The sequence below is a fragment of the Rathayibacter sp. AY1A3 genome, from assembly GCF_002930975.1.
Lineage (GTDB): Bacteria > Actinomycetota > Actinomycetes > Actinomycetales > Microbacteriaceae > Rathayibacter.
Genome location: NZ_PSTO01000002.1, coordinates 21,272 through 42,526 on the forward strand (window position 1 = coordinate 21,272; position 21,255 = coordinate 42,526).

Consider the following 21,255-nt stretch of genomic DNA (forward strand, 5'->3'; position numbering starts at 1 on the left):
ATGGCCGTGCCCACCGAGCTGCAGTACACCTCCGACCACGAGTGGATCCGGGTCGACGGAGAGGTCGCGACCGTCGGCATCACCGCCTACGCCGCGGACAAGCTGGGCGACGTCGTCTTCGTCGAGCTCCCCGAGGCGGGAGCCCGCGTCGAGGGCGGCAGCGTCGTCGGCGAGATCGAGTCGACCAAGTCGGTGGGCGAGCTGTTCGCCCCCGTCGACGGCGAGGTCCTCGAGACCAACACGGCCGTCGTCGACAGCCCCGAGCTCGTCAACTCCGACCCGTTCGGCGAGGGGTGGCTGATCCGGGTCCGCTTCGACGCCCTGCCCGACGGCCTCCTCGACTCGGCCGCCTACACCGAGCTGGTCGGCGAGTAGATGGCGGCCACCAGGACCCCCGGCGCCTTCGAGTCCCGCCACATCGGGACCGACGCCGACGCGCAGCGCACCATGCTCGCGGCTCTCGGCTACGACTCCGTGGAGGAGCTCGTCACCGCCGCCGTCCCCGAGTCGATCCACGTCCGCGACCTCCCGCAGGTGCTGCCCGCTCCGGCCACCGAGACGGAGGCGCTCGCCGAGCTGCGCGCCCTCGCCGCGAGGAACACGGTGCGTCGGCCGATGATCGGCCTCGGCTACTACGGCACGCACACCCCCGCGGTGATCAAGCGCAACGTGCTCGAGAACCCCAGCTGGTACACGGCCTACACGCCGTACCAGCCCGAGATCTCGCAGGGGCGCCTGGAGGCGCTGATCAACTTCCAGACGATGGTCTCCGACCTCACCGGCCTCGACACGGCCGGCGCGTCGATGCTCGACGAGGGCACGGCCGTCGTCGAGGCGATGCTGCTCGCGCGCCGCGCCTCGAAGGCGCGCACCGACGTCTTCGTCGTCGACTCCGACGCTCTCCCGCAGACCCTCGCGCTGCTGCGCGGCCGGGCGGAGGCCGTCGGCATCCGCATCGTCGAGCTCCCGCTCTCGCGCACCGCCGCGGAGGAGGTGCCGGAGTGCTTCGGCGCCCTCGTGCAGTACCCCGGCGCGTCCGGGCACCTCTGGGACCCGTCGGCGGTGCTCGCCGCGGTGAAGGCCCACGGCGGCCTGGCCGTCGTCGCCGCCGACCTGCTCGCGCTGACCCTGGTGCGCTCGCCGGGCGAGCTCGGCGCGGACGTCGCGGTCGGCACCACGCAGCGCTTCGGCGTCCCGCTGGGCTTCGGAGGACCGCACGCCGGCTACCTCGCCGTCCGCAAGGGACTCGAGCGCCAGCTGCCCGGCCGCCTCGTCGGCGTCAGCCAGGACGCGGACGGCCACCCCGCCTACCGCCTGTCCCTCCAGGCCCGCGAGCAGCACATCCGCCGCGAGAAGGCGACCTCCAACATCTGCACCGCGCAGGTCCTCCTGGCGGTCATGGCGGCGATGTACGCGGTCTACCACGGGCCGGACGGGCTCGCCGCGATCGCCGAGCGCGTGCACGGCCGGGCCGCGCTCCTCGCGCGCCTCCTCCTCGACCGGGGCCACTCCCTCCGGCACGCCGACTTCTTCGACACCGTCTCGGTCGTCGTGCCCGGCGGCGCGGAGGCGGCGGTCGCCCGCGCCCGCGAGGCCGGCTTCGACGTGCGCCTGGTCGACGCCGACACGGTCTCGGTGTCGATCGACGAGACGGTCACCGACCTCGAGGTGATCGCCGTCGCGACCGCCGTCGGGCAGCTGGACTCGTCGTTCGGCTTCCTCGGCGGCTCCGCGCGGAGCATCCCCGCCGAGCTCGACCGCCGCACGCCCTTCCTCGTGCACCCGGTCTTCAGCAGCCACCACAGCGAGACCTCGATGATGCGCTACCTCAAGCGCCTCGCCGACTCGGACTACGCGCTGGACCGCGGCATGATCCCGCTCGGCTCCTGCACCATGAAGCTCAACGCCGCCACCGAGATGGAGGCGGTCAGCTGGCCCGAGTTCGCGGACCTGCACCCGTTCGCCCCCGAGGCGGACGTGCAGGGCTCCCTGGCGCTGATCGACCAGCTGGAGGGGTGGCTCGCCCACCTCACCGGCTACGACTCCGTGTCGCTCCAGCCCAACGCCGGCTCGCAGGGCGAGCTCGCGGGCCTGCTGGCGATCCGCGGCTGGCACCGGTCGAACGGCGACGAGGACCGCACGGTCTGCCTGATCCCCTCGAGCGCCCACGGCACCAACGCCGCGAGCGCGGTCCTCGCCGGCATGCGCGTCGTCGTCGTGGCCTGCGACGAGCTCGGCAACGTCGACCTGGACGACCTCCGGGCGAAGATCGCCGAGCACGCGGGCTCCCTCGCCGCGCTGATGATCACCTATCCGTCGACCCACGGCGTCTACGAGCACGAGGTCGCCGAGATCTGCCGCCTCGTCCACGAGGCCGGCGGACAGGTGTACGTGGACGGCGCGAACCTCAACGCGCTTCTGGGCTTCGCCCGCTTCGGAGACTTCGGCGGCGACGTCTCGCACCTCAACCTGCACAAGACGTTCTGCGTCCCGCACGGCGGAGGCGGTCCCGGCGTCGGTCCCGTCGCCGCGAAGGCGCACCTCGCGCCGTTCCTGCCCGGCCACCCGCTCGCGCAGCGGCTCGAGCACGGCGTGGGCACCCAGGGCGAGCGGATCGTCCACGGCGGCGCACCGGTGTCGGCAGCGCCCTACGGCAGCCCCGGCATCCTGCCGATCTCGTGGGCGTACGCCCGGATGATGGGCGAGGAGGGCCTGCGGGCCGCGACCGGGGCGGCCGTCCTCTCGGCCAACTACGTCGCCGCGCGCCTCCGCGAGCACTACCCGGTGCTCTACACGGGGGACAACGGGCTCGTCGCCCACGAGTGCATCCTCGACATCCGCCCGCTGACGGCGGCGACCGGAGTGACCGTGGACGACGTCGCCAAGCGCCTCGTCGACTACGGCTTCCACGCCCCGACCATGAGCTTCCCCGTCGCCGGGACCCTGATGGTCGAGCCGACGGAGAGCGAGGACCTCGCCGAGATCGACCGCTTCATCGACGCGATGATCGGGATCCGGGCGGAGGCCGACCGCGTCGGCGCGGGGGAGTGGCCGGTGGACGACAACCCGCTGCGCGGCGCCCCGCACACCGCCGAGTGCCTGACGGCCGAGGAGTGGACGCACCCCTACAGCCGCGAGCAGGCCGTCTACCCGGTCCGCTCGCTGGTGCGCGGCAAGTACTGGCCGCCGGTCCGCCGGATCGACCAGGCCTACGGCGACCGCAACCTCGTCTGCGCCTGCCCGCCCATCGAGGCCTTCGCCTGATCCGCCCGCACGCGCTCGTCCGCAACCGAGGGTGAGAGAGCAGGAACGGAGCCTCGAGCCCGTCCTCGGCTCTCCCACCCTCGGTTGTGGACACGGTCGGTCCCTCACGGGCACGGAGTGGGGCGCAGTCCTCCCGATCCGTGGGGAACGGCGCACGGCGACCCCGACGCACGAGGGAGCCCGACCGTGGGGAACGCGTGGTGGAGGTGCTGGCAGGGCTCGACGGAGTAGTGACGAGCGAGCAGCTCCACCGTGCGGGCGTCACGCCGCGGCAGTGGAGAGCCGCCGTCGAGCGCGGCGCGGTCCTGCGGCTCCTCGGATGCGATCGGTCCGTCGTCACGTCCGCGGAGCCGGCGGCGCGAACAGCTCGGGCCAGAGGGCGACGGCCAGCGGGTACCCGACGAACGAGACGATGTCGATGATCGAGTGGGCGATCACCAGGGGCAGGGTGCGGCCGAAGCGCTGGTAGAACAGTCCGAACACCAGGCCCATGACCACGTTCCCGATGAAGGGCCCGATGCCCTGGTACAGGTGGTAGCTGCCCCGGAGCAGCGCACTGGTCACCAGGATCCGCCACCGCCCCCAGCCCAGATCGCCCAGGCGGGCGAAGAGGTACCCGATCACGACGACCTCCTCCTGCACTCCCGCCCGGATCGCGGAGAGCACGAGCACGGGCACCGTCCACCAGTACGCGTCCAGCGGCGAGGCCACCACCGCCACGGTGATGCCCAGCGCGCGTCCGACGGCGTACAGCGCGATGCCCGGCGCGCCGATCGCCACCGCGAGGACCGTCCCGGTCCCCAGGTCCGCGAACGGCCGGCGCAGGTCGAGCCCCAGGCGCCCGAGGGGACGGCCCGAGCTCTGCCAGAGCAGGAACGCGCAGAGGGCCACCGGCACCAGATCGAAGAAGAGCGCGAGCAGCTGGTAGACGAGGTCGAAGCCCGGGCGGTCGCTGAGGGCGCCGTTGATCGTCGCGGTCTGGTCGGCCAGCGCGGTCGAGCGGGTGAGCCGGTTGGCGATGGAGACCACCGAGTAGACAGCGGAGGCGCCCAGCGAGAGCCCGAGGACCAGCAGGATCTCGACGCGGATCCGGCGCCGTCCGGGCGCGGATCCTGACAGGTCGGTGGACACTCCGCGCGTCTCCTCTGAAGTCGATGTGTTGCGCGACGGCCGCCCGGCACGCACGTTTCGTGCAGAACAGCGCAAGGATTCCACCTCCCGGTTACCGCTGTGTAACGGTTGCCACATGCTTTTGTGCAGATAGCGGGCGAATACATAGTCTCGTTGAAGGCATCCGCGCGACGGCCACCAGTCTCGTGCGCCGCCGCCGTCGCCACGCGCACGGCACTCCACGCGTCAGGGAAACCACTTCTCGCGCGCCCCCACATCACTGGAGGAATAGTGAACATCAGACGTTACGGATTCGGGGCTCTGGCGCTCGTCGCCGCGAGCACGCTGGTCCTGGCCGGCTGCAGCAGCTCGAACGACTCGGGCGGAGGTGCATCGGGAGGCGACGCCGCCGCGATCATCTCCACGAACGGCTCCGAGCCGCAGAACCCGCTGATCCCGACGAACACCAACGAGGTGGGCGGCGGCAAGATCCTCGACGAGATCTTCGCGGGCCTGGTCTACTACGACGCCAAGGGCGCCCCCGAGAACGACGTCGCCGAGTCCATCGAGTCGGACGACGCGCAGAACTACACGATCAAGATCAAGTCGGGCCTGACCTTCACGAACGGCGACCCGGTCACCTCCAGCTCGTTCATCGACGCCTGGAACTACGGCGCCAAGCTGTCGAACAACCAGCTCAGCGCGTCGTTCTTCTCGAACTTCGAGGGCTTCAGCGACACCGAGGACAGCGAGCTCACCGGTCTCAAGGCCGTGGACGACACCACCTTCACCGTCGCGCTCAAGTCCCCCCAGTCGGACTTCCCGATCAGCCTCGGCTACTCGGCGTACTACCCGCTGCCCGCCGCCGCGTTCGACGACATGGCCGCCTTCGGCGAGAACCCGATCGGCAACGGCCCGTACAAGCTCGACGGCGACGACGCGTGGCAGCACGACGTCCAGATCGAGCTCGTCAAGAACGACGAGTACACCGGCCCCCGCGAGGCGCAGAACGGCGGCCTGAAGATCGTCTTCTACGCCACCCAGGACGCCTCCTACGCCGACCTCCTCGGCGGCAACGTCGACGTGATCGACCAGATCCCGGACTCCGCCTTCGGCACCTTTGAGAGCGACCTCGGCGACCGCGCCGTGAACCAGCCCTCGGCCGTGTTCCAGTCCTTCACCATCCCGGGCCGTCTCCCGCACTTCGACGGCGAGGAGGGCCAGCTCCGCCGCCAGGCGATCTCGATGTCCTTCGACCGCAAGGAGATCACCGACGTGATCTTCGAGGGCACCCGCACCCCGGCCTCCGACTTCACCTCCCCGGTGATCGACGGCTACAGCGACGCCCTCTCCGGCGCCGACGTGCTCGAGTACAACCCCGACGAGGCCAAGGCGCTGTGGGCTCAGGCCGACGCGATCAGCCCCTGGGACGGCACCTTCAAGATCGCCTACAACGCCGACGGCGGCCACCAGGGCTGGGTCGACGCGGTGACCAACTCGATCAAGAACACGCTGGGCATCGACGCCGAGGGCGACGCGTACCCGACCTTCGCCGAGGCGCGCACCAAGATCGTCGACCGCTCGATCGAGACCGCGTTCCGGACCGGATGGCAGGCCGACTACCCGAGCCTCTACAACTTCCTCGGACCGCTCTACGTGACCGGCGCCTCGTCCAACGACGGCGACTACTCGAACCCCGAGTTCGACACCCTGCTCCAGCAGGGCCTGTCGGACGCCGACGCCGACGCTGCGAACAAGACGTTCCAGCAGGCCCAGGAGATCCTCCTGAAGGACCTCCCGTCGCTGCCCCTGTGGTACGCGAACGTGACCGGCGGCTACGGCGAGGGCGTGTCGAACGTCGAGTTCGGCTGGAACTCGGTGCCGCTCTACTACGAGATCACCAAGAACTAAGCTCGAACCACTGGGGCGCTTCGCCCGTGCCGTCGGCCACCAGGTCACGGCACGGGCGGAGCGCCCTGTTTCGGTCACAATCGAATGAGGTCCCCATCCATGCGACTCCGGAACCGGCTGGGCTGACATGCTCGCCTACATCGTCCGACGCATCCTGCAAGCCGTCCCCGTGCTCATCGGCACCACGTTCCTCATCTACTTCATGGTCTTCTCCATGCCGGGGAACCCGCTCCTGTCGCTCTTCGGCGACAAGACGCCGAGCCCCGCACTCCTCGCCCGCCTCGAGGAGCAGTACCACCTGAACGAGCCCTTCTTCGTCCAGTACCTGTACTACCTGGGAGGCGTCGTCCGCGGCGACTTCGGCATCTCGTTCTCCGGCCAGTCCGTCAACGAGATCCTCGCCCGCACCTTCCCGGTCACCCTGACGCTGGCCATGATGGCGATCGTCATCGAGATCGTCGTCGCGCTGACCATCGGCCTCATCAGCGGTCTGCGCAAGGGCAGCTTCTTCGACGCGAGCGCGCTGGTCGTCAGCCTCCTGCTCGTGTCGGTGCCGATCTTCGTGCTCTGCTTCATCGCGCAGTCCTTCTTCGCGATCCAGCTGGGATGGTTCCCTCCGACCGTCGGAGCCGACGCGTCGTTCCAGAGGCTGCTGCTGCCCGCGATCGTGCTCGCCCTGTTCGTGGTCGCGTCGGCCATCCGCCTCACGCGCGGCTCGGTCATCGAGACGGCCGGCTCGGACTTCGTCCGCACCGCGTACAGCAAGGGGCTCTCGCGACGCCGCGTCATCCCCGTGCACGTCCTGCGCAACTCGCTCATCCCGGTCACGACGCAGTTCGGAGCCGACTTCGGCCTCCTGATCGTCGGCGCGACCGTGACCGAGGGCATCTTCAACGTTCCCGGAGTCGGGAACACGCTCTATCAGGCGATCATCCGAGGTGAGCGGCCGACCGTCGTCTCCTTCGTCACGGTCATGGTGCTGTTCTACCTCGTGGTGAACATCCTCGTCGACCTGCTCTACGCCGTACTCGACCCGAGGATCCGCTATGCCAAATGAGTCCACCGGCGGCGCGCAGAAGGCCCGCCGCATCGACCACTTCGTGGCCCCGCTCGAGGAGACGCCGATCGCGTCGGTCGACGCCGTCAGCCTCGACGAGAAGCCCAGCAACCTCTGGACCGACGCGTGGCGCGACCTGCGCAAGCGGCCCATGTTCTGGATCTCGGGCGTGCTGATCCTCGTCATCATCGCCGTCGCGCTGTTCCCGGGCCTGTTCACCTCGGTGGACCCCCGCCAGTGCGCGCTCTCGTTCAGCAACCAGGGCCCCGGCGACGGCAGCCTGCTCGGCTACACCAAGCAGGGCTGCGACGTCTTCTCGCGGATCATCCACGGCACGTCCACGTCGCTGACCGTCGGCCTCATCGTGATCGTGATCACGACGGTCTCCGGCGTCATCGGCGGCGCGCTGGCCGGCTTCTTCGGCGGCTGGGTGGACACCGTGATCATGCGCCTCGGCGACATCTTCTTCTCGATCCCCTACATCCTCGCCGCGGTCGTCATCATGTCCGTCTTCTCGGCCTACCGGAACGTGTTCGTCATCGCCCTGGCGATCGGCGCGTTCGCCTGGCCGACGACGGCGCGCGTCCTGCGCTCCGAGGTCCTCCGAGTGAAGCAGGCCGACTTCGTCGGCGCCGCCACCGCGACCGGCCTCTCGCGCATGGCGATCCTGTTCCGGCACGTGCTGCCGAACTCGATCGCCCCCGTCATCGTCGTCACGACGATCTCGCTCGGCGCGGCCATCACCGCGGAGGCGACGCTGTCGTTCCTCGGCGTCGGCCTGCCCGGCTCGGTCATGTCGTGGGGCAACGACATCAGCCAGGCCCAGCGCGATCTGCGCACCAACCCGCAGACGCTGATCTACCCGTCGATCGCCCTGACGGTCACGGTGCTGAGCTTCATCCTCCTCGGCGAGTCGCTCCGCGACGCGCTCGACCCGAAGGCGAGGGCCCTCCGATGACCGCCACGACACCGAACGCACCGCAGGGGCCGCTGCTCGAGGTCACCGACCTCGAGGTCGGCTTCCAGACCGGCAGCGGACTGGTCCCCGCCCTCCGCGGCGTGAGCCTCACGATCGAGCACGGCCAGACCGTCGCGATCGTGGGGGAGTCGGGCTCCGGCAAGTCGACGACCGCCGCCGCGATCATCGGCCTGCTCCCCGGCACCGGCCAGGTCACCGCCGGCTCCGTGCTGTTCGACGGCAAGGACCTCGCGAAGGCGACGAGGACCGAGCTCGAGGACATCCGCGGCCGCCGGATCGGCTACGTCCCGCAGGACCCGATGTCGAACCTGAACCCCGTGTGGTCGGTCGGCTTCCAGGTCGAGGAGACCATCAAGGCCAACGGCCTCGCGACCGGTCGCAAGGAGGTGCGCGCCAAGGCGATCGAGGTCCTGCAGAACGCGGGCCTCGCCGACGCGGAGAAGCGCCTCAAGCAGTTCCCGCACCAGTTCTCGGGCGGCATGCGCCAGCGCGTGCTGATCGGCATCGGCCTGGCCGCGGCTCCCCAGCTGCTGATCGCCGACGAGCCCACCTCGGCGCTCGACGTCACGGTCCAGCGCCGGATCCTCGACCACCTCGAGACGCTGACGAAGACCGACGGCACCGCGCTGCTCTTCATCACGCACGACCTGGGCCTCGCCGCCGAGCGCGCCGAGAAGCTCATCGTCATGTACAAGGGCCGCATCGTCGAGTCCGGCGCCTCGGTGGAGGTGCTGCAGAACCCGCAGCACCCCTACACGCAGCGCCTGATCGCGGCGGCGCCCAGCCTCGCGTCGCGCCGCATCCAGTCGACGGCCGGCCGGGCCGTGGAGTCGGTCCCCGGCGAGTCGGAGGCCGTCCGCGAGGTCGACCTGGTCGGCGCGGGTGCCGCGCACCACGCCGGCGCGGTCGCCTCGGGCGCCCCGATGATCGAGGTCGATGGCCTCACCAAGGTCTTCAAGATCCGCCGCGGCGGCCTGAAGGCCGAGGACTTCACGGCCGTCGACAACGTGTCGTTCTCGATCCCGAAGGGCACCACCACGGCGCTCGTGGGCGAGTCCGGATCGGGCAAGTCGACGATCGCCCGCCTGGTGCTGGGCCTCGAGACGGCGACGTCCGGAGCGATCTCGATCGCCGGCCGACGGACCGAGAAGCTCAAGGGCCGCGACATGCTGGCGCTCCGGCGCTCCATGCAGCCGGTGTTCCAGGACCCGTACGGCTCGCTCGACCCGCTGCACAACATCGGCAACACCATCTCGGAGCCGCTGCGGGTGCACAAGGTCGGCGACCGGACGTCGCAGCGCGAGCGCGTCCTCGAGCTGCTCGACCAGGTGTCCCTCCCGCGCGTGATCGCGAGCCGGTACCCGAACGAGCTCTCCGGCGGCCAGCGCCAGCGCGTGGCGATCGCCCGCGCACTCGCGCTGAAGCCGGAGATCGTGGTGCTCGACGAGGCCGTGTCGGCTCTGGACGTCCTCGTCCAGGCGCAGATCCTCCGCCTCCTCGCCGACCTGCAGGCCGAGCTCGGGCTGACCTACCTGTTCATCACGCACGACCTGGCGGTGGTCCGCGTGATCGCCGACGACGTCTGCGTGATGCAGAAGGGCAGGATCGTCGAACACGCCAAGACGGACACCGTGTTCGACTCGCCGCAGCAGGAGTACACCCGCGAGCTGCTCGACGCCATCCCCGGCGCCGGCATCGAGTTCGCGGTCTGACCGACCGTCACCTGGGCCCCGGCCCCGCCTGGAGCGCTCCTCGGAGCCCTCCGGAGCGGAGATCCGGGGCCCTTCGCCGTGCGGACGCCTCGCTGCGGTACGATGGATGGTCCCCCTTTTGCACGAGAACACGAGACGAGTCCGTATCCATGGCAAGTGCCACCCGCTCCGACCTGCGCAACGTCGCGATCGTCGCCCACGTCGACCATGGCAAGACCACGCTGGTCGACGCCATGCTCAAGCAGACGAACTCCTTCGACGCGCACGCCCACGTGGACGAGCGCGCGATGGACTCCAACGAGCTCGAGCGCGAGAAGGGCATCACGATCCTCGCGAAGAACACCGCTGTCTCGTACAGCGGCAAGCACGCGAGCGACGGTCCCATCACCATCAACGTCATCGACACCCCGGGCCACGCCGACTTCGGCGGCGAGGTCGAGCGCGGCCTGTCGATGGTCGACGGCGTCTGCCTCCTCGTCGACGCGTCCGAGGGCCCGCTGCCCCAGACCCGCTTCGTGCTGCGCAAGGCGCTCGAGGCGAAGCTCCCCGTCATCCTCCTGGTCAACAAGACCGACCGCCCCGACGCGCGCATCGACGAGGTCGTCGCCGAGAGCCAGGACCTGCTCCTCGGCCTCGCCTCCGACATGGCCGACGACGTGCCGGACCTCGACCTCGACGCGATCCTCGACGTCCCCGTGGTCTACGCCTCCGGCAAGGCCGGCCGCGCCTCGGCGAACAAGCCCGAGGACGGCACGCTGCCGGACGCCGAGGACCTGGAGCCGCTGTTCGAGGCGATCCTCAAGCACATCCCCGCGCCGACCTACGACGACGACGCGCCCCTCCAGGCCCACGTCACCAACCTCGACGCGTCGCCGTTCCTCGGCCGCCTCGCCCTCCTCCGCGTCTTCAACGGCACGATCAAGAAGGGGCAGACGGTCGCCTGGGTCCACCACGACGGCACCCACACCAACGCGCGCATCACCGAGCTGCTGATCACCAAGGCGCTCGACCGCTACCCGGCCGAGTCCGCGGGCCCAGGCGACATCGTCGCGATCGCGGGCTTCCCCGAGATCACCATCGGCGAGACCATCGCCGACCCCGAGGACATCCGCCCGCTGCCGGCCATCACGGTCGACGACCCGGCGATCTCGATGACGATCGGCACCAACACCTCGCCGCTCGTCGGCAAGGTGAAGGGCCACAAGCTCACGGCGCGGATGGTCAAGGACCGCCTCGACCGCGAGCTCATCGGAAACGTGTCGCTCAAGATCGTCGACATCGGACGCCCCGACTCCTGGGAGGTCCAGGGCCGCGGCGAGCTCGCGCTGGCCATCCTCGTCGAGCAGATGCGCCGCGAGGGCTACGAGCTGACCGTCGGCAAGCCCCAGGTGGTCACCCGCCAGGTCGACGGCAAGACGCACGAGCCCTTCGAGCACCTGACGATCGACGCTCCGGAGGAGTACCTCGGCGCGATCACGCAGCTCCTCGCCGCCCGCAAGGGCCGCATGGACGGCATGTCGAACCACGGCACCGGCTGGGTCCGCATGGAGTTCATTGTCCCGTCGCGCGGCCTGATCGGCTTCCGCACCGAGTTCCTCACCACCACCCGCGGCACCGGCATCGCGAACGCGATCCTGCACGGCTACGAGCCGTGGGCCGGCGCGATCGTCACCCGCAACAACGGGTCGATCGTCGCGGACCGCAACGGCGTCGTGACCCCGTTCGCCATCATCGCGCTCCAGGAGCGGATGACCTTCTTCGTGAACCCCACCGAGGAGGTCTACGAGGGCATGGTGATCGGCGAGAACTCGCGCAACGACGACATGGACGTCAACATCACCAAGGAGAAGAAGCTGACCAACATGCGTCAGTCCACCTCCGACACCTTCGAGTCGATGACGCCGTCGCGTCAGCTGACGCTCGAGGAGTGCCTCGAGTTCGCCCGCGAGGACGAGTGCGTCGAGGTCACCCCCGAGGTCGTCCGCATCCGCAAGGTGGAGCTCGATGCGAACGCCCGCGCGCGCATGACGAGCCGCCTCAAGAAGCAGGGCTGAGCCCCGGGCGCCTCGGCGCCCGCCCACGACGAGACCGGCCGGAGCGATGCTCCGGCCGGTCTCGTCGTCTCCGCCCGGTGCTGCAGAGTGCAGCGCCGATCCCGTCCCTCGCGGTCCGGATCAGCCCGCCGGACTCGGAGAGGGAGAGGGGGTCGCGGACTCCGCCTCGAGCGTCGAGGTGACGAAGGAGACGAACGCCGCCGCGTCGTCCGGCTTCCCCGTGTACTGCTCGCCGTTCACCAGCACGGTGGGCGTCGACTCGAGCTTCGGCAACGAGGAGTTCGCGAGGGGGAGCGAGGTGGCCCGCTCGGTCGCGGCCTTCACCCAGGGCCGGAACTCGCCCGCGGTCATGCAGGCGAGGACGTCGTCGTCGGTGACGCCCGCTCCGGTCACCAGCGCCCGCAGAGCGTCGTCGTCGAGGCCCGTCGTCCCCTCCGCCGGCTGCTGCGCGAAGAGCGCCGCGTTCACGGCGAGGAAGCGGTCCGGATCCTCGTCGGCGACGCACGCCGCGGCGTTCGCGGCCCGGCTGGAGTACTCGGAGCCGGCCGAGGAGGAGTCGAGGATCGCCACCGGATGGATCTCGAGCGTGATCGCCCCCTTCGTCAGCCACGACTGCAGCTGCTCGGCGTTCGCCTTCTCGAACTGCCCGCAGTACGGGCAGAGGTAGTCGACGTAGAGGTCGACGGCGACGACTCTGCCCGCCCGCGTGGCGCTCTCGTCGGTCGGGACGGGGGAGGCTCCCGGAGCGATCGCCGCGGTCGTCGTCGCCGTCACGGCCGAGCCGTCGCCCGCGAGGACGATGCCGTCGCTGAGCATGTTCGCCGGGCCGGCGCTCGCGACCTCCTGCTGCGACCAGACGTTCCAGCAGACCAGGGCCACGACCGCGAGGAGCCCGACGACCGCTCCGCCCTGCCCGAGCAGCCGGTTCCGGCGCCGCCGGCGCCTCTCCGCTTCGCGGCGCTCCCGCGCCTGCGCTCGGGCGAGCTCCTGGCGCTCGCGCTTGGTCAGGCCGCTTCTCGCACTGTTCCCGGACATCGCCGACGACGCTACGGGCGCCGGCTTCGGCGCGCCGTGGAGTGCGCCCGCCGGATCCTGGGATGGAGTGCGGGTCCTCTCAGGGATCAGGCGAAGAGGCCGGAGCCGAGGAAGTCGGTCTCGTCGCGAGCACCGGGCGGCACCGCGAACACGGCCGAGCCGACGTGCTTCACGTACTCGTTCAGCGCGTCCGTCGCGAGGTTCCGCTGCACGGTGACGAACTGCTCCGGGGAGCGCTGGAACGAGAGGAAGAACAGCCCCGCGTTCAGGCGTCCGAGCTCGTCGTTGCCGTCGACGAAGTTGTAGCCGCGCCGCAGGAGCCGCACTCCGTTGTTCACGCTCGGGTGCGCGAGGCGCACGTGCGACTCCTGATCGATCAGCGGGGCACCGGTGGCGCCGGCCGCTGCGAAGTCGGGCTCGGTGGACTCCGTGCCGCCCGAGAGCGGGGCTCCGGACCCCTTGCTGCGGCCGATGACCCGCTCCTGCTCGCCCAGCTGGCTGCGGTCCCACGTCTCGATGATCATCCGGATCTTCCGCGCGACCAGGTAGCTGCCGCCGACCATCCACGCGGGGCCGTCGGAGGAGGGGACCCAGACGTGCTCTTCTACGGCGTCGGCCTCCTCGGACTTCACGTTCGCCGTGCCGTCCTTGAAGCCGAACAGGTTGCGCGGAGTCGCCTGGGCGGTGGACGTCGAGGAGGTGCGGCCGAAGCCGAGCTGCGACCAGCGGAGCGAGGCCCGGCCGAACGCGATCCGGCTCAGGTTGCGGATGGCGTGCACGGCGACCTGCGGATCGTCGGCGCAGGCCTGGATGCAGAGGTCGCCGCCGCCGGCCGACGGGACGAGCGCGTCACCGCGGAAGCGGGGCAGGGCCTGCAGCTGCGGAGGCCGGCGGTCGGCGAGGCCGAAGCGGTCGGCGCCGGACTCGTCCGTGAAGAGGGTGGGTCCGAAGCCGACCGTGACGGTGAGGGACGCGGCGTCGAGCCCGAGCGCCTCCCCGGTGTCCTCCGGGGGAGCCGTGTCCGGCCCGTCTACCGCGCCGGTCTCGCCGACCTCGAGGCCCTGGGTCATCCGCGAGGCGGCGAGCGTCCAGTCCTTCAGGAGCTCGACGAGGTCCTCGCGCGTGGTGCCCGCGGCGAGGTCGAACGCGGCGAAGTGCAGACGGTCCTGCGCGGCGGTGGTGATGCCCGCCTGGTTCGCGCCGAAGAACGGCACGGTGCGCGTGGCGGAGGAGGCCGTCGCGCTGGCGGACGACGTGACGGCCACCGTGCCGCCCACTCCGGCGGCCAGCCCGGCCGTCCCCGCCGAGACGAGGCCGAGCAGCCCGCGCCGCGAGAGGCGGCGGGGCTCGTCGGCGGGCTGCTCGGACTCCGTCGGCCGGACTCCCTCGTGCTGCTCGGCGCCCACTACGCGGCCGGCTCCTCGACGCCCAGCACCGTGTGGGTCAGCTGCGAGAGCGGCTCGGAGAGAGCGTTGACCGCGTCCGAGAGCTCCTTCTTCTGCTCCGCGGTGACGGTGGAGTACGCGGCGAAGCCGGAGTCGATCGAGCCGTACTGCGCGAGCAGGGCGTCGAGCTCGGAGAACCGCTGCGTGATCCGTCCGGTGAGGTCGGCGCCCTCGTCGCCGCTGGCGGTCGCGATCGGCTCGACGTTGCCGAACGCCACCTCCGCGCCCTGGACGTTCGCGGCGAAGTCGGTGAGGTCGGTGCTCGACCACCAGTCCTCCTCGCCCGTGATCTTGCCGGCCGCGACCTCGTCGAGCAGGCCGATGGCGCCGTTGGAGATGTCGCCCACCGAGACGGTGAAGCCGGGCGCGTTCACGAGGTCGGCCAGGCTCTGCACGTCGTCGACGAGGCCCTGGCCGAACTGCGCGCGCTGCTCGGGGGTGGAGGGCGCCCAATCGAGGAGCGCGCTCGTGCCGTCGGAGTTGAGCGCACCCTCCGCGGGGGCCCACAGGTCCTTCTCGATGCGGTGGAAGCCGGTCCAGTCCAGGCCCTCGGCGACGGCGTCGACCTCGCGGTAGTCGATGCGCGGGTCGAGGTCGCCGAACGCCTCCGCGGTCGGCTCGATCCGCTCGTAGAAGACGCGGGTCGACGCGAAGAGGCCGCGCGCCTTCTCGTCGTCGCCGGCCTCGTAGGCCTGCGCGAACTCGGCGACCGCGGGGAGCAGCTCGCCCACCTGCGACTTCACGTACGCCACGTAGTTGGTGACCGCCGCCTCCGTCGCCGCCTTCTCGTCCGCCGACTGCGCGGTGGCCTCACCGGTCACGGTGAACTCGCTCAGCCCGACCGGGGCGCCGACCTGCTGGAACTTGCAGGCGGTGTAGTAGGTGCCCGGCTCGAGCTGAGCGACGTAGGAGACGCTCTGGCCCGGGGTCACGTTCTCCTTCTCGCCCACGATCCGCAGCTTGTCCTCGGCCAGGATCTCGAACTCGTTGACGTCCGAGCCGCCGTTGGTTAGTGAGAACGTCACCGCTCCCGCCTCGGCGGTCGCCGTCGACACCTCGCAGGCGTCGTCCCTGATCGCGACGTCGAGCGCGGCGGAGGAGGAGGACGCGGGGGTGTTCGGCACGCAGCCCGTGAGGATCAGCGCCAGGGCGCCGGCGCCGGCGAGGCCGAGGGTGACGCGGGGGAGGGTGGGACGAGCGCGCGAGGACATGCTTCTCCTGGATCGGGGCGAGTGCGCCGGCGGTGCCGGAGCGGGTCAGACGGAGGTGGGAGCGGGAGCGGCGACCGGGGCCGCGCTGCCCCGTCGCGGACCGCGCAGGCGGACCTGGCGGACGAACAGGGCACCGACGACGACGAGGTAGAGCAGCCAGGCGGCGAACTGCAGAGCGGTCGGCTCGGGCGTGTAGTTGAAGAGGCCGCCGACCACGGCGGTCACGGGCGGCGGGAGGATCGGGCCGAGCGAGAACAGCGGGGTGCCCCAGCCGGGCAGGAGCGACGCCTCCTGCAGGTCGCCGACGCCGTAGGAGAGGACGCCGGCCGCGACGAGGATGAGGAAGCCGCCCGTCCAGGTGAAGAAGCGCCCGAGGTCGATCCGGACGAAGCCCCGGAAGATCAGGTACGCGATGACGACCGAGCTGAGGATGCCCAGCAGTGCGCCGACCGTGCCGACCCACGCGCTGGATCCCGACCCCGCACTGCTCGAGGACACGCTCGCCCAGACGAAGAGCGCCGTCTCGATGCCCTCGCGGCCGACGCTGATGAAGCCGAGGACCACGATGCCGAGGGCCGACCCCGCGACGGCGCCGTCGAGCCGGGACTCGAGGTCGCCCTTCATGCTGCGGGCGTTCGCGCCCATCCAGAAGATCATCCAGGTGACCAGCCCGACCGCGAGGATCGAGAGGCCGCCGCCGATGAGCTCCTGGGCCTGGAACGACAGGGTCGAGGGGCCCCAGGTGAGGATCGCACCGGTGACGAGCGAGATCGCGATCGCGGCGGCGATACCGGTCCAGAGCCGCGGCAGCACGTCGCGCCGGCCGAGCTTGGTCAGGTAGGCCACGAGGATGCCGACGACGAGGCCGGCTTCGAGGCCTTCGCGGAGGCCGATGAGGTAGTTTGCGAGCACGCGTGTTCTCTTGGTCGATGGTGGACGAGGAGGGGGCGACTCCCGCCCCGAGTCGATCCGGTCGGCGGGGCTCCGTTGTTCGGTAAGCCTTGCCTAACCCGGGTCGACTGTAGTCCGCTGCCCGGTCGCTGTCCAGAAGCGCCCGCAGCGGAGGCCGCGCAGGACGAGAGGCGGAGAGTGGACGCGGGCCGGGACGCAGCAGCGGAGCGGGTGGTGGCGGTGCACGCCCACCCCGACGACGAGACGATCACCATGGGCGGGACCCTGGCGCGGCTGGTGGCGCAGGGCGCCTCCGTCACCGTCGTCACCGCCACGCGGGGGGAGTGCGGCGAGGTCATCCCCGAGGACCTCGCTCCGCTCGAGGGCTCGGCCGAGCTGGCCGCGCACCGGACGACCGAGCTCGTCGTCGCCCTGACGGCCCTCGGCGTCGCCGACCACCGCTTCCTCGGCGAGGCGGGCGCCCGCGCGCCCGGCCTCGCTCCGCGGGTCTACCGGGACTCCGGCATGCAGTGGGGGCCCGGCCGCGTCCCGGTGCCGCTCGAGCCGGTGCATCCCGCGTCCTTCACCGCCGCGCCCGAGGACGAGGAGGTGGCCGATCTCGTCGCCGTCCTGCGGCAGGTCGATGCGGGCGTCGTGCTGTCCTACGACGCGGGCGGCGGCTACGGCCACCCCGACCACGTCCGCACCGCCCGGGTCGCCGAGCGCGCCGCCGAGCTGCTGGGCCTGCGCTTCCTCGCCGTCCTCCCCGACGCGGCCCCGCCCCTCCCCGGCGACGTCGTGATCGAGCTGTCCGCCGAGGACCACGCCCGCAAGCGCGCGGCCCTCGAGGCGCACGCGACGCAGCTGGTGGTCGAGGGCGACGAGGCCCGCCTCTCGAGCGGTCCGCCGTTCCCCATCGGCCGCATCGAGCGCTTCCGCCCGGTCGCGCAGGCGGGGCGTCCGGCGCCGCTGCCGGAGGAGCGTCCGACGCTGGGATCGCGCGTGCTGTCGGGTGTCGCCGGAGTCCTGGTCGGCGCGGTGGTAGGAGCGATCACGACCGTCGCCCATCAGAGCACCGTGTCGGTCGGCGGTGTCGTCCTCCCGGTCGGCCTCGCCGCCTCCCTCGCCGGCGTGCTGCTGCTCCTGCTCGGGCTGCGCCTCGTGCTCATCGACCGGTTCGTCGCGTTCTGCACCGCGATGGGCCTGCTCGGGATGATCGGGCTGCTCGCCCTGCGCAGCACGGGCGGATCCGTCCTCGTCCCGGCGAACGGCCTCGGCGTGGCCTGGACCTTCCTCCCCGCCCTCATCGCCCTCGTCGTGATCGCCTGGCCGCGGCTGCGGGCGGCCGCTCCCGCCGCCGCCCCGCGGCCCGCGGACGCCGACGCCCCGTCGGCCCCCGTACGATAGAGACACTGTTCGAAGGGACCTGGAGCACCGTGACCTACGTGATCGCACTTCCGTGCGTCGATGTCAAAGACCGCGCCTGCATCGACGAGTGCCCGGTCGACTGCATCTACGAAGGCGAGCGCTCGCTCTACATCCACCCGGACGAGTGCGTGGACTGCGGTGCCTGCGAGCCGGTCTGCCCCGTCGAGGCGATCTACTACGAGGACGACCTCCCCGAGGAGTGGTCCGACTACTACAAGGCCAACGTCGAGTTCTTCGACGAGATCGGCTCCCCGGGCGGAGCCGCCAAGGTCGGCGTGATCGCGAAGGACCACCCGGTCATCGCGGCGCTGCCTCCGCAGAGCCACTGAGGCCGCTCCCGTGGCCCTCGGCGCGCTGCCCGACTACCCCTGGGACCTGATGGCGCCCTTCGCCCGCACGGCGGCGGAGCACCCCGGCGGGATCGTCGACCTGTCGATCGGCTCGCCGGTGGACCCGACGCCCGCCCCGATCCGCGACGCGCTCGCCCGCGCGACGGATTCGCACGCGTACCCCACGACCGTGGGCACCCCCGCTCTGCGCGAGGCGATCGCCGCCTGGTACGCGCGGCGGCGCGGAGTCGAGGGCCTCGGGATCGACGAGGTCCTGCCGACGATCGGCTCCAAGGAGCTCGTCGCCTGGCTGCCCTTCCTCCTCGGACTCGGGGAGGGGGACGTGGTCGTGCATCCGCGCGCCGCCTACCCGACGTACGCGATGGGCGCGGCGATCGCCGGCGCTGAGGCGCTCGCCTCCGACGACCCGGCCGAGTGGCCTGCGACGACCCGCCTGGTCTGGCTCAACTCTCCCGGCAACCCCGATGGCGCCGTGCTCGACGTGCCCGCCCTGCAGCGCGCCGTCGCGCGTGCCCGTGAGCTGGGCGCTGTGATCGCGGGGGACGAGTGCTACGCCGAGCTCGGCTGGGACGGCCGCTGGGCCGACGAGCCGATCCCGAGCGTCCTCGACCCGCGCGTGGTGGGGGAGGACCGCACCGGGGTCCTCGGCGTCTACTCGCTGAGCAAGCAGTCGAACCTCGCCGGCTACCGCGCCGCCTTCGTCGCCGGGGACGCGGCCCTGATCGCGCGCCTGGTGACCGTCCGCAAGCACGCGGGCATGATCGTGCCCGGTCCGCTGCAGGAGGCGATGATCGTCGCCCTCGCCGACGACGAGCACGTCGCCGCGCAGAAGGAGCGCTACCGCTCCCGCCGCGACCGCCTCCGGCCCGCCCTCGAGTCCGCGGGCTTCCGGATCGACCGCAGCGAGGCCGGCCTCTACCTGTGGGCGACCGAGGGCCGCCCGGCCTGGGAGTCCATCGACCGGCTCGCCCGCCTCGGCGTCCTCGCGGGCCCCGGCGTCTTCTACGGGGAGGGCTTCCCCGAGCACGTGCGCCTCTCGCTGACGGCCTCCGACGAGCGGATCGACGCGGCCGTCGAGCGCCTGTCCGGCGGCCTCTGAGACGCTCGACCCGGCCGATCCTGGCGGGTTCCGACAAGGCCCCGGCCCCAGCGCTGGGCGATGTCACAGTGCCCCCGCTTTGCCCATAGGCTGTATGTGGTTCGGTCGACGGCGCCTCGCGAGGCCCCGGCTGCACCACGATCCAGACCCGGCGCCGCCCGCTCCGCGCGAGCGCTTCCGGGGTGCGACCGCGACGACCTGGGAGGCGTTGTGACCGAATCCGGCACGCAGAGCGACGGAACCGCGACGGTGGGCTCCACGGAGCCCGCGACCGGGAGCGCCACGACGCCGCCTCCCGCGCCGGCGGAGCAGGAGCTCCCCGAGAAGGTCACGCTCACCTTCGGCGACCGCACCGCGGACTTCCCGGTCCTGCGCAGCGTCGACGGCTCCTCGAGCATCGACTTCTCGACCCTGTCGAAGCAGACCGGCTTCATGTCGCTCGACTACGGCTTCGTGAACACGGCGGCGACCAAGTCGCAGATCACCTACATCGACGGCGACCAGGGGATCCTCCGCTACCGCGGCTACCCGATCGAGGAGGTGGCCACCAACGCGACCTACCTCGAGGTGGCCTGGCTCCTCATCTACGGCGAGCTGCCGACGGCCGACGAGCTCGCGGGCTTCGACGAGCGCATCCGCCGCCACACGCTCCTCCACGAGGACCTCAAGCGCTTCTTCGACGCGCTCCCGCACAGCGCGCACCCCATGTCGGTGCTCTCGGCCGGAGTGTCGGCCCTGTCGACGTACTACGAGGACAGCTCCAACCCGAAGGATCCGGAGGCGGTGGAGCTCACCACGATCCGCCTCCTGGCGAAGCTGCCCGTGATGGCGGCGTACGCCCACAAGAAGGCGATCGGCCAGGCGTTCCTCTACCCGGACAACTCGCTGAGCTTCGTCGACAACTTCCTCCGCCTCAACTTCGGCACGATGGCCGAGCAGTACCAGGTCGACCCGGTGCTCTCGAAGGCGCTCGACCGCCTCCTGATCCTCCACGAGGACCACGAGCAGAACGCGTCGACATCGACCGTCCGCCTCGTCGGCTCGACCGAGGCGAACCTCTACGCCTCGGTGTCTGCCGGCATCAACGCCCTGTTCGGCCCTCTGCACGGCGGAGCGAACGAGGCGGTGCTCACCATGCTCGGCCGGATCCGCGAGTCGGGCGAGAGCGTGTCGACGTTCGTCGAGCGGGTGAAGAACAAGGAGGAGGGCGTGCGCCTGATGGGCTTCGGCCACCGGGTGTACAAGAACTACGACCCGCGCGCGAAGCTGGTCAAGGAGAGCGCCTCCGAGGTCCTGCAGGCCCTCGGCGTGAAGGACCCGCTGCTCGACATCGCGATGGAGCTCGAGGCCCTCGCGCTCGAGGACGACTACTTCAAGGAGCGGCGCCTCTACCCGAACGTCGACTTCTACACGGGCGTCATCTACAAGGCGATGGGCTTCCCGACCCGGATGTTCACCGTCCTCTTCGCGATCGGCCGCCTGCCCGGCTGGATCGCCCACTGGCGCGAGATGAACACCGACAAGCAGACCAAGATCGGCCGCCCGCAGCAGCTCTACATGGGCGCGCCCGAGCGCCACTGGCCGACCGACCGCTGACCGGTCCCCGAGAGCCCGTCCCCGCCGGGGGCGGGCTCTCGCCGTAAGGCGCACCCGCCTCTCGTCAGCCGTCCGAGGCTCGAACCGCTTCTTCGAGGCGGGACGCAGAGCGG

16 protein-coding genes are annotated in these 21,255 nt (G+C 71.1%); 11 read left to right on the top strand and 5 right to left on the bottom strand.

Translation table 11 applies throughout. The features are described from left to right. Together gcvH and gcvP are read left to right on the top strand one after the other, a co-directional pair. Positions 1-375: a glycine cleavage system protein GcvH gene (gene gcvH / locus C5C10_RS01145; RefSeq protein WP_104225540.1), complete on the top strand. Its 375-nt coding sequence runs from the start codon at positions 1-3 to the stop codon at positions 373-375. After that, a complete protein-coding gene (gcvP, locus tag C5C10_RS01150) occupies positions 376-3,264 on the top strand; it encodes an aminomethyl-transferring glycine dehydrogenase (RefSeq protein ID WP_104328314.1) in 2,889 nt (962 codons plus the stop codon). 336 nt (positions 3,265-3,600) lie between these two features. Here gcvP and C5C10_RS01155 read toward each other — a convergent pair whose 3' ends face one another. Next, a complete protein-coding gene (locus C5C10_RS01155; protein ID WP_258060338.1) occupies positions 3,601-4,395 on the bottom strand; it encodes a CPBP family intramembrane glutamic endopeptidase in 795 nt (264 codons plus the stop codon). Between the two features lie 270 nt (positions 4,396-4,665). Here C5C10_RS01155 and C5C10_RS01160 point away from each other — a divergent pair, with 270 nt between their 5' ends. The 5 genes from C5C10_RS01160 (at position 4,666) to typA (ending at position 12,087) form a co-directional block, all read left to right on the top strand. Then, on the top strand, positions 4,666-6,285 hold the full coding sequence (locus C5C10_RS01160) for an ABC transporter substrate-binding protein (protein ID WP_104232745.1): 1,620 nt from the start codon (positions 4,666-4,668) through the stop codon (positions 6,283-6,285). A gap of 127 nt (positions 6,286-6,412) precedes the next feature. Further along, positions 6,413-7,342 (top strand): ABC transporter permease, encoded by a 930-nt coding sequence (locus C5C10_RS01165; RefSeq protein WP_104222975.1) that lies wholly within the window; start codon positions 6,413-6,415, stop codon positions 7,340-7,342. Continuing rightward, positions 7,332-8,300, top strand: coding sequence for an ABC transporter permease (locus C5C10_RS01170; RefSeq protein ID WP_104222976.1), 969 nt, complete (start codon positions 7,332-7,334; stop codon positions 8,298-8,300). Before C5C10_RS01165 ends, C5C10_RS01170 begins: the two co-directional genes overlap by 11 nt. Beyond that, positions 8,297-10,033 (top strand): ABC transporter ATP-binding protein, encoded by a 1,737-nt coding sequence (locus C5C10_RS01175; protein ID WP_104328316.1) that lies wholly within the window; start codon positions 8,297-8,299, stop codon positions 10,031-10,033. The genes C5C10_RS01170 and C5C10_RS01175 overlap by 4 nt, the downstream gene beginning before the upstream one ends. A 149-nt stretch (positions 10,034-10,182) precedes the next feature. Next, positions 10,183-12,087 (top strand): translational GTPase TypA, encoded by a 1,905-nt coding sequence (gene typA, locus C5C10_RS01180; protein WP_104222978.1) that lies wholly within the window; start codon positions 10,183-10,185, stop codon positions 12,085-12,087. A 120-nt stretch (positions 12,088-12,207) separates the two neighbouring features. Here typA and C5C10_RS01185 read toward each other — a convergent pair whose 3' ends face one another. From C5C10_RS01185 to efeU, 4 genes are all read right to left on the bottom strand, one after another. Continuing rightward, a complete protein-coding gene (locus C5C10_RS01185; RefSeq protein ID WP_104328317.1) occupies positions 12,208-13,122 on the bottom strand; it encodes a thioredoxin domain-containing protein in 915 nt (304 codons plus the stop codon). A gap of 86 nt (positions 13,123-13,208) precedes the next feature. Then, positions 13,209-14,528: an iron uptake transporter deferrochelatase/peroxidase subunit gene (gene efeB / locus C5C10_RS01190; RefSeq protein ID WP_104328318.1), complete on the bottom strand. Its 1,320-nt coding sequence runs from the start codon at positions 14,526-14,528 to the stop codon at positions 13,209-13,211. Continuing rightward, positions 14,528-15,778 (bottom strand): iron uptake system protein EfeO, encoded by a 1,251-nt coding sequence (efeO, locus tag C5C10_RS01195; protein ID WP_104237549.1) that lies wholly within the window; start codon positions 15,776-15,778, stop codon positions 14,528-14,530. The genes efeB and efeO overlap by 1 nt, the downstream gene beginning before the upstream one ends. 45 nt (positions 15,779-15,823) lie before the next feature. Beyond that, entirely contained in the window at positions 15,824-16,690 is an 867-nt protein-coding gene (efeU, locus tag C5C10_RS01200) for an iron uptake transporter permease EfeU (RefSeq protein WP_104222982.1), read from the bottom strand. A gap of 177 nt (positions 16,691-16,867) precedes the next feature. Between efeU and C5C10_RS01205 the strand changes: the two genes are divergently transcribed. The 4 genes from C5C10_RS01205 to C5C10_RS01220 all read left to right on the top strand — a co-directional run bounded on the left by C5C10_RS01205 (position 16,868) and on the right by C5C10_RS01220 (position 21,142). Further along, positions 16,868-18,076 carry a PIG-L family deacetylase gene (locus C5C10_RS01205; RefSeq protein ID WP_146076874.1) on the top strand — a complete coding sequence of 403 codons (1,209 nt, stop codon included), beginning with the start codon at positions 16,868-16,870 and terminating at the stop codon, positions 18,074-18,076. 29 nt (positions 18,077-18,105) lie between these two features. Further along, positions 18,106-18,426 carry a ferredoxin gene (fdxA, locus tag C5C10_RS01210; RefSeq protein ID WP_104222984.1) on the top strand — a complete coding sequence of 107 codons (321 nt, stop codon included), beginning with the start codon at positions 18,106-18,108 and terminating at the stop codon, positions 18,424-18,426. Between the two features lie 10 nt (positions 18,427-18,436). After that, a complete protein-coding gene (dapC, locus tag C5C10_RS01215) occupies positions 18,437-19,546 on the top strand; it encodes a succinyldiaminopimelate transaminase (protein WP_104328319.1) in 1,110 nt (369 codons plus the stop codon). 210 nt (positions 19,547-19,756) lie between these two features. After that, entirely contained in the window at positions 19,757-21,142 is a 1,386-nt protein-coding gene (locus tag C5C10_RS01220) for a citrate synthase (protein ID WP_244229452.1), read from the top strand. Positions 21,143-21,255: the final 113 nt, after the last annotated feature.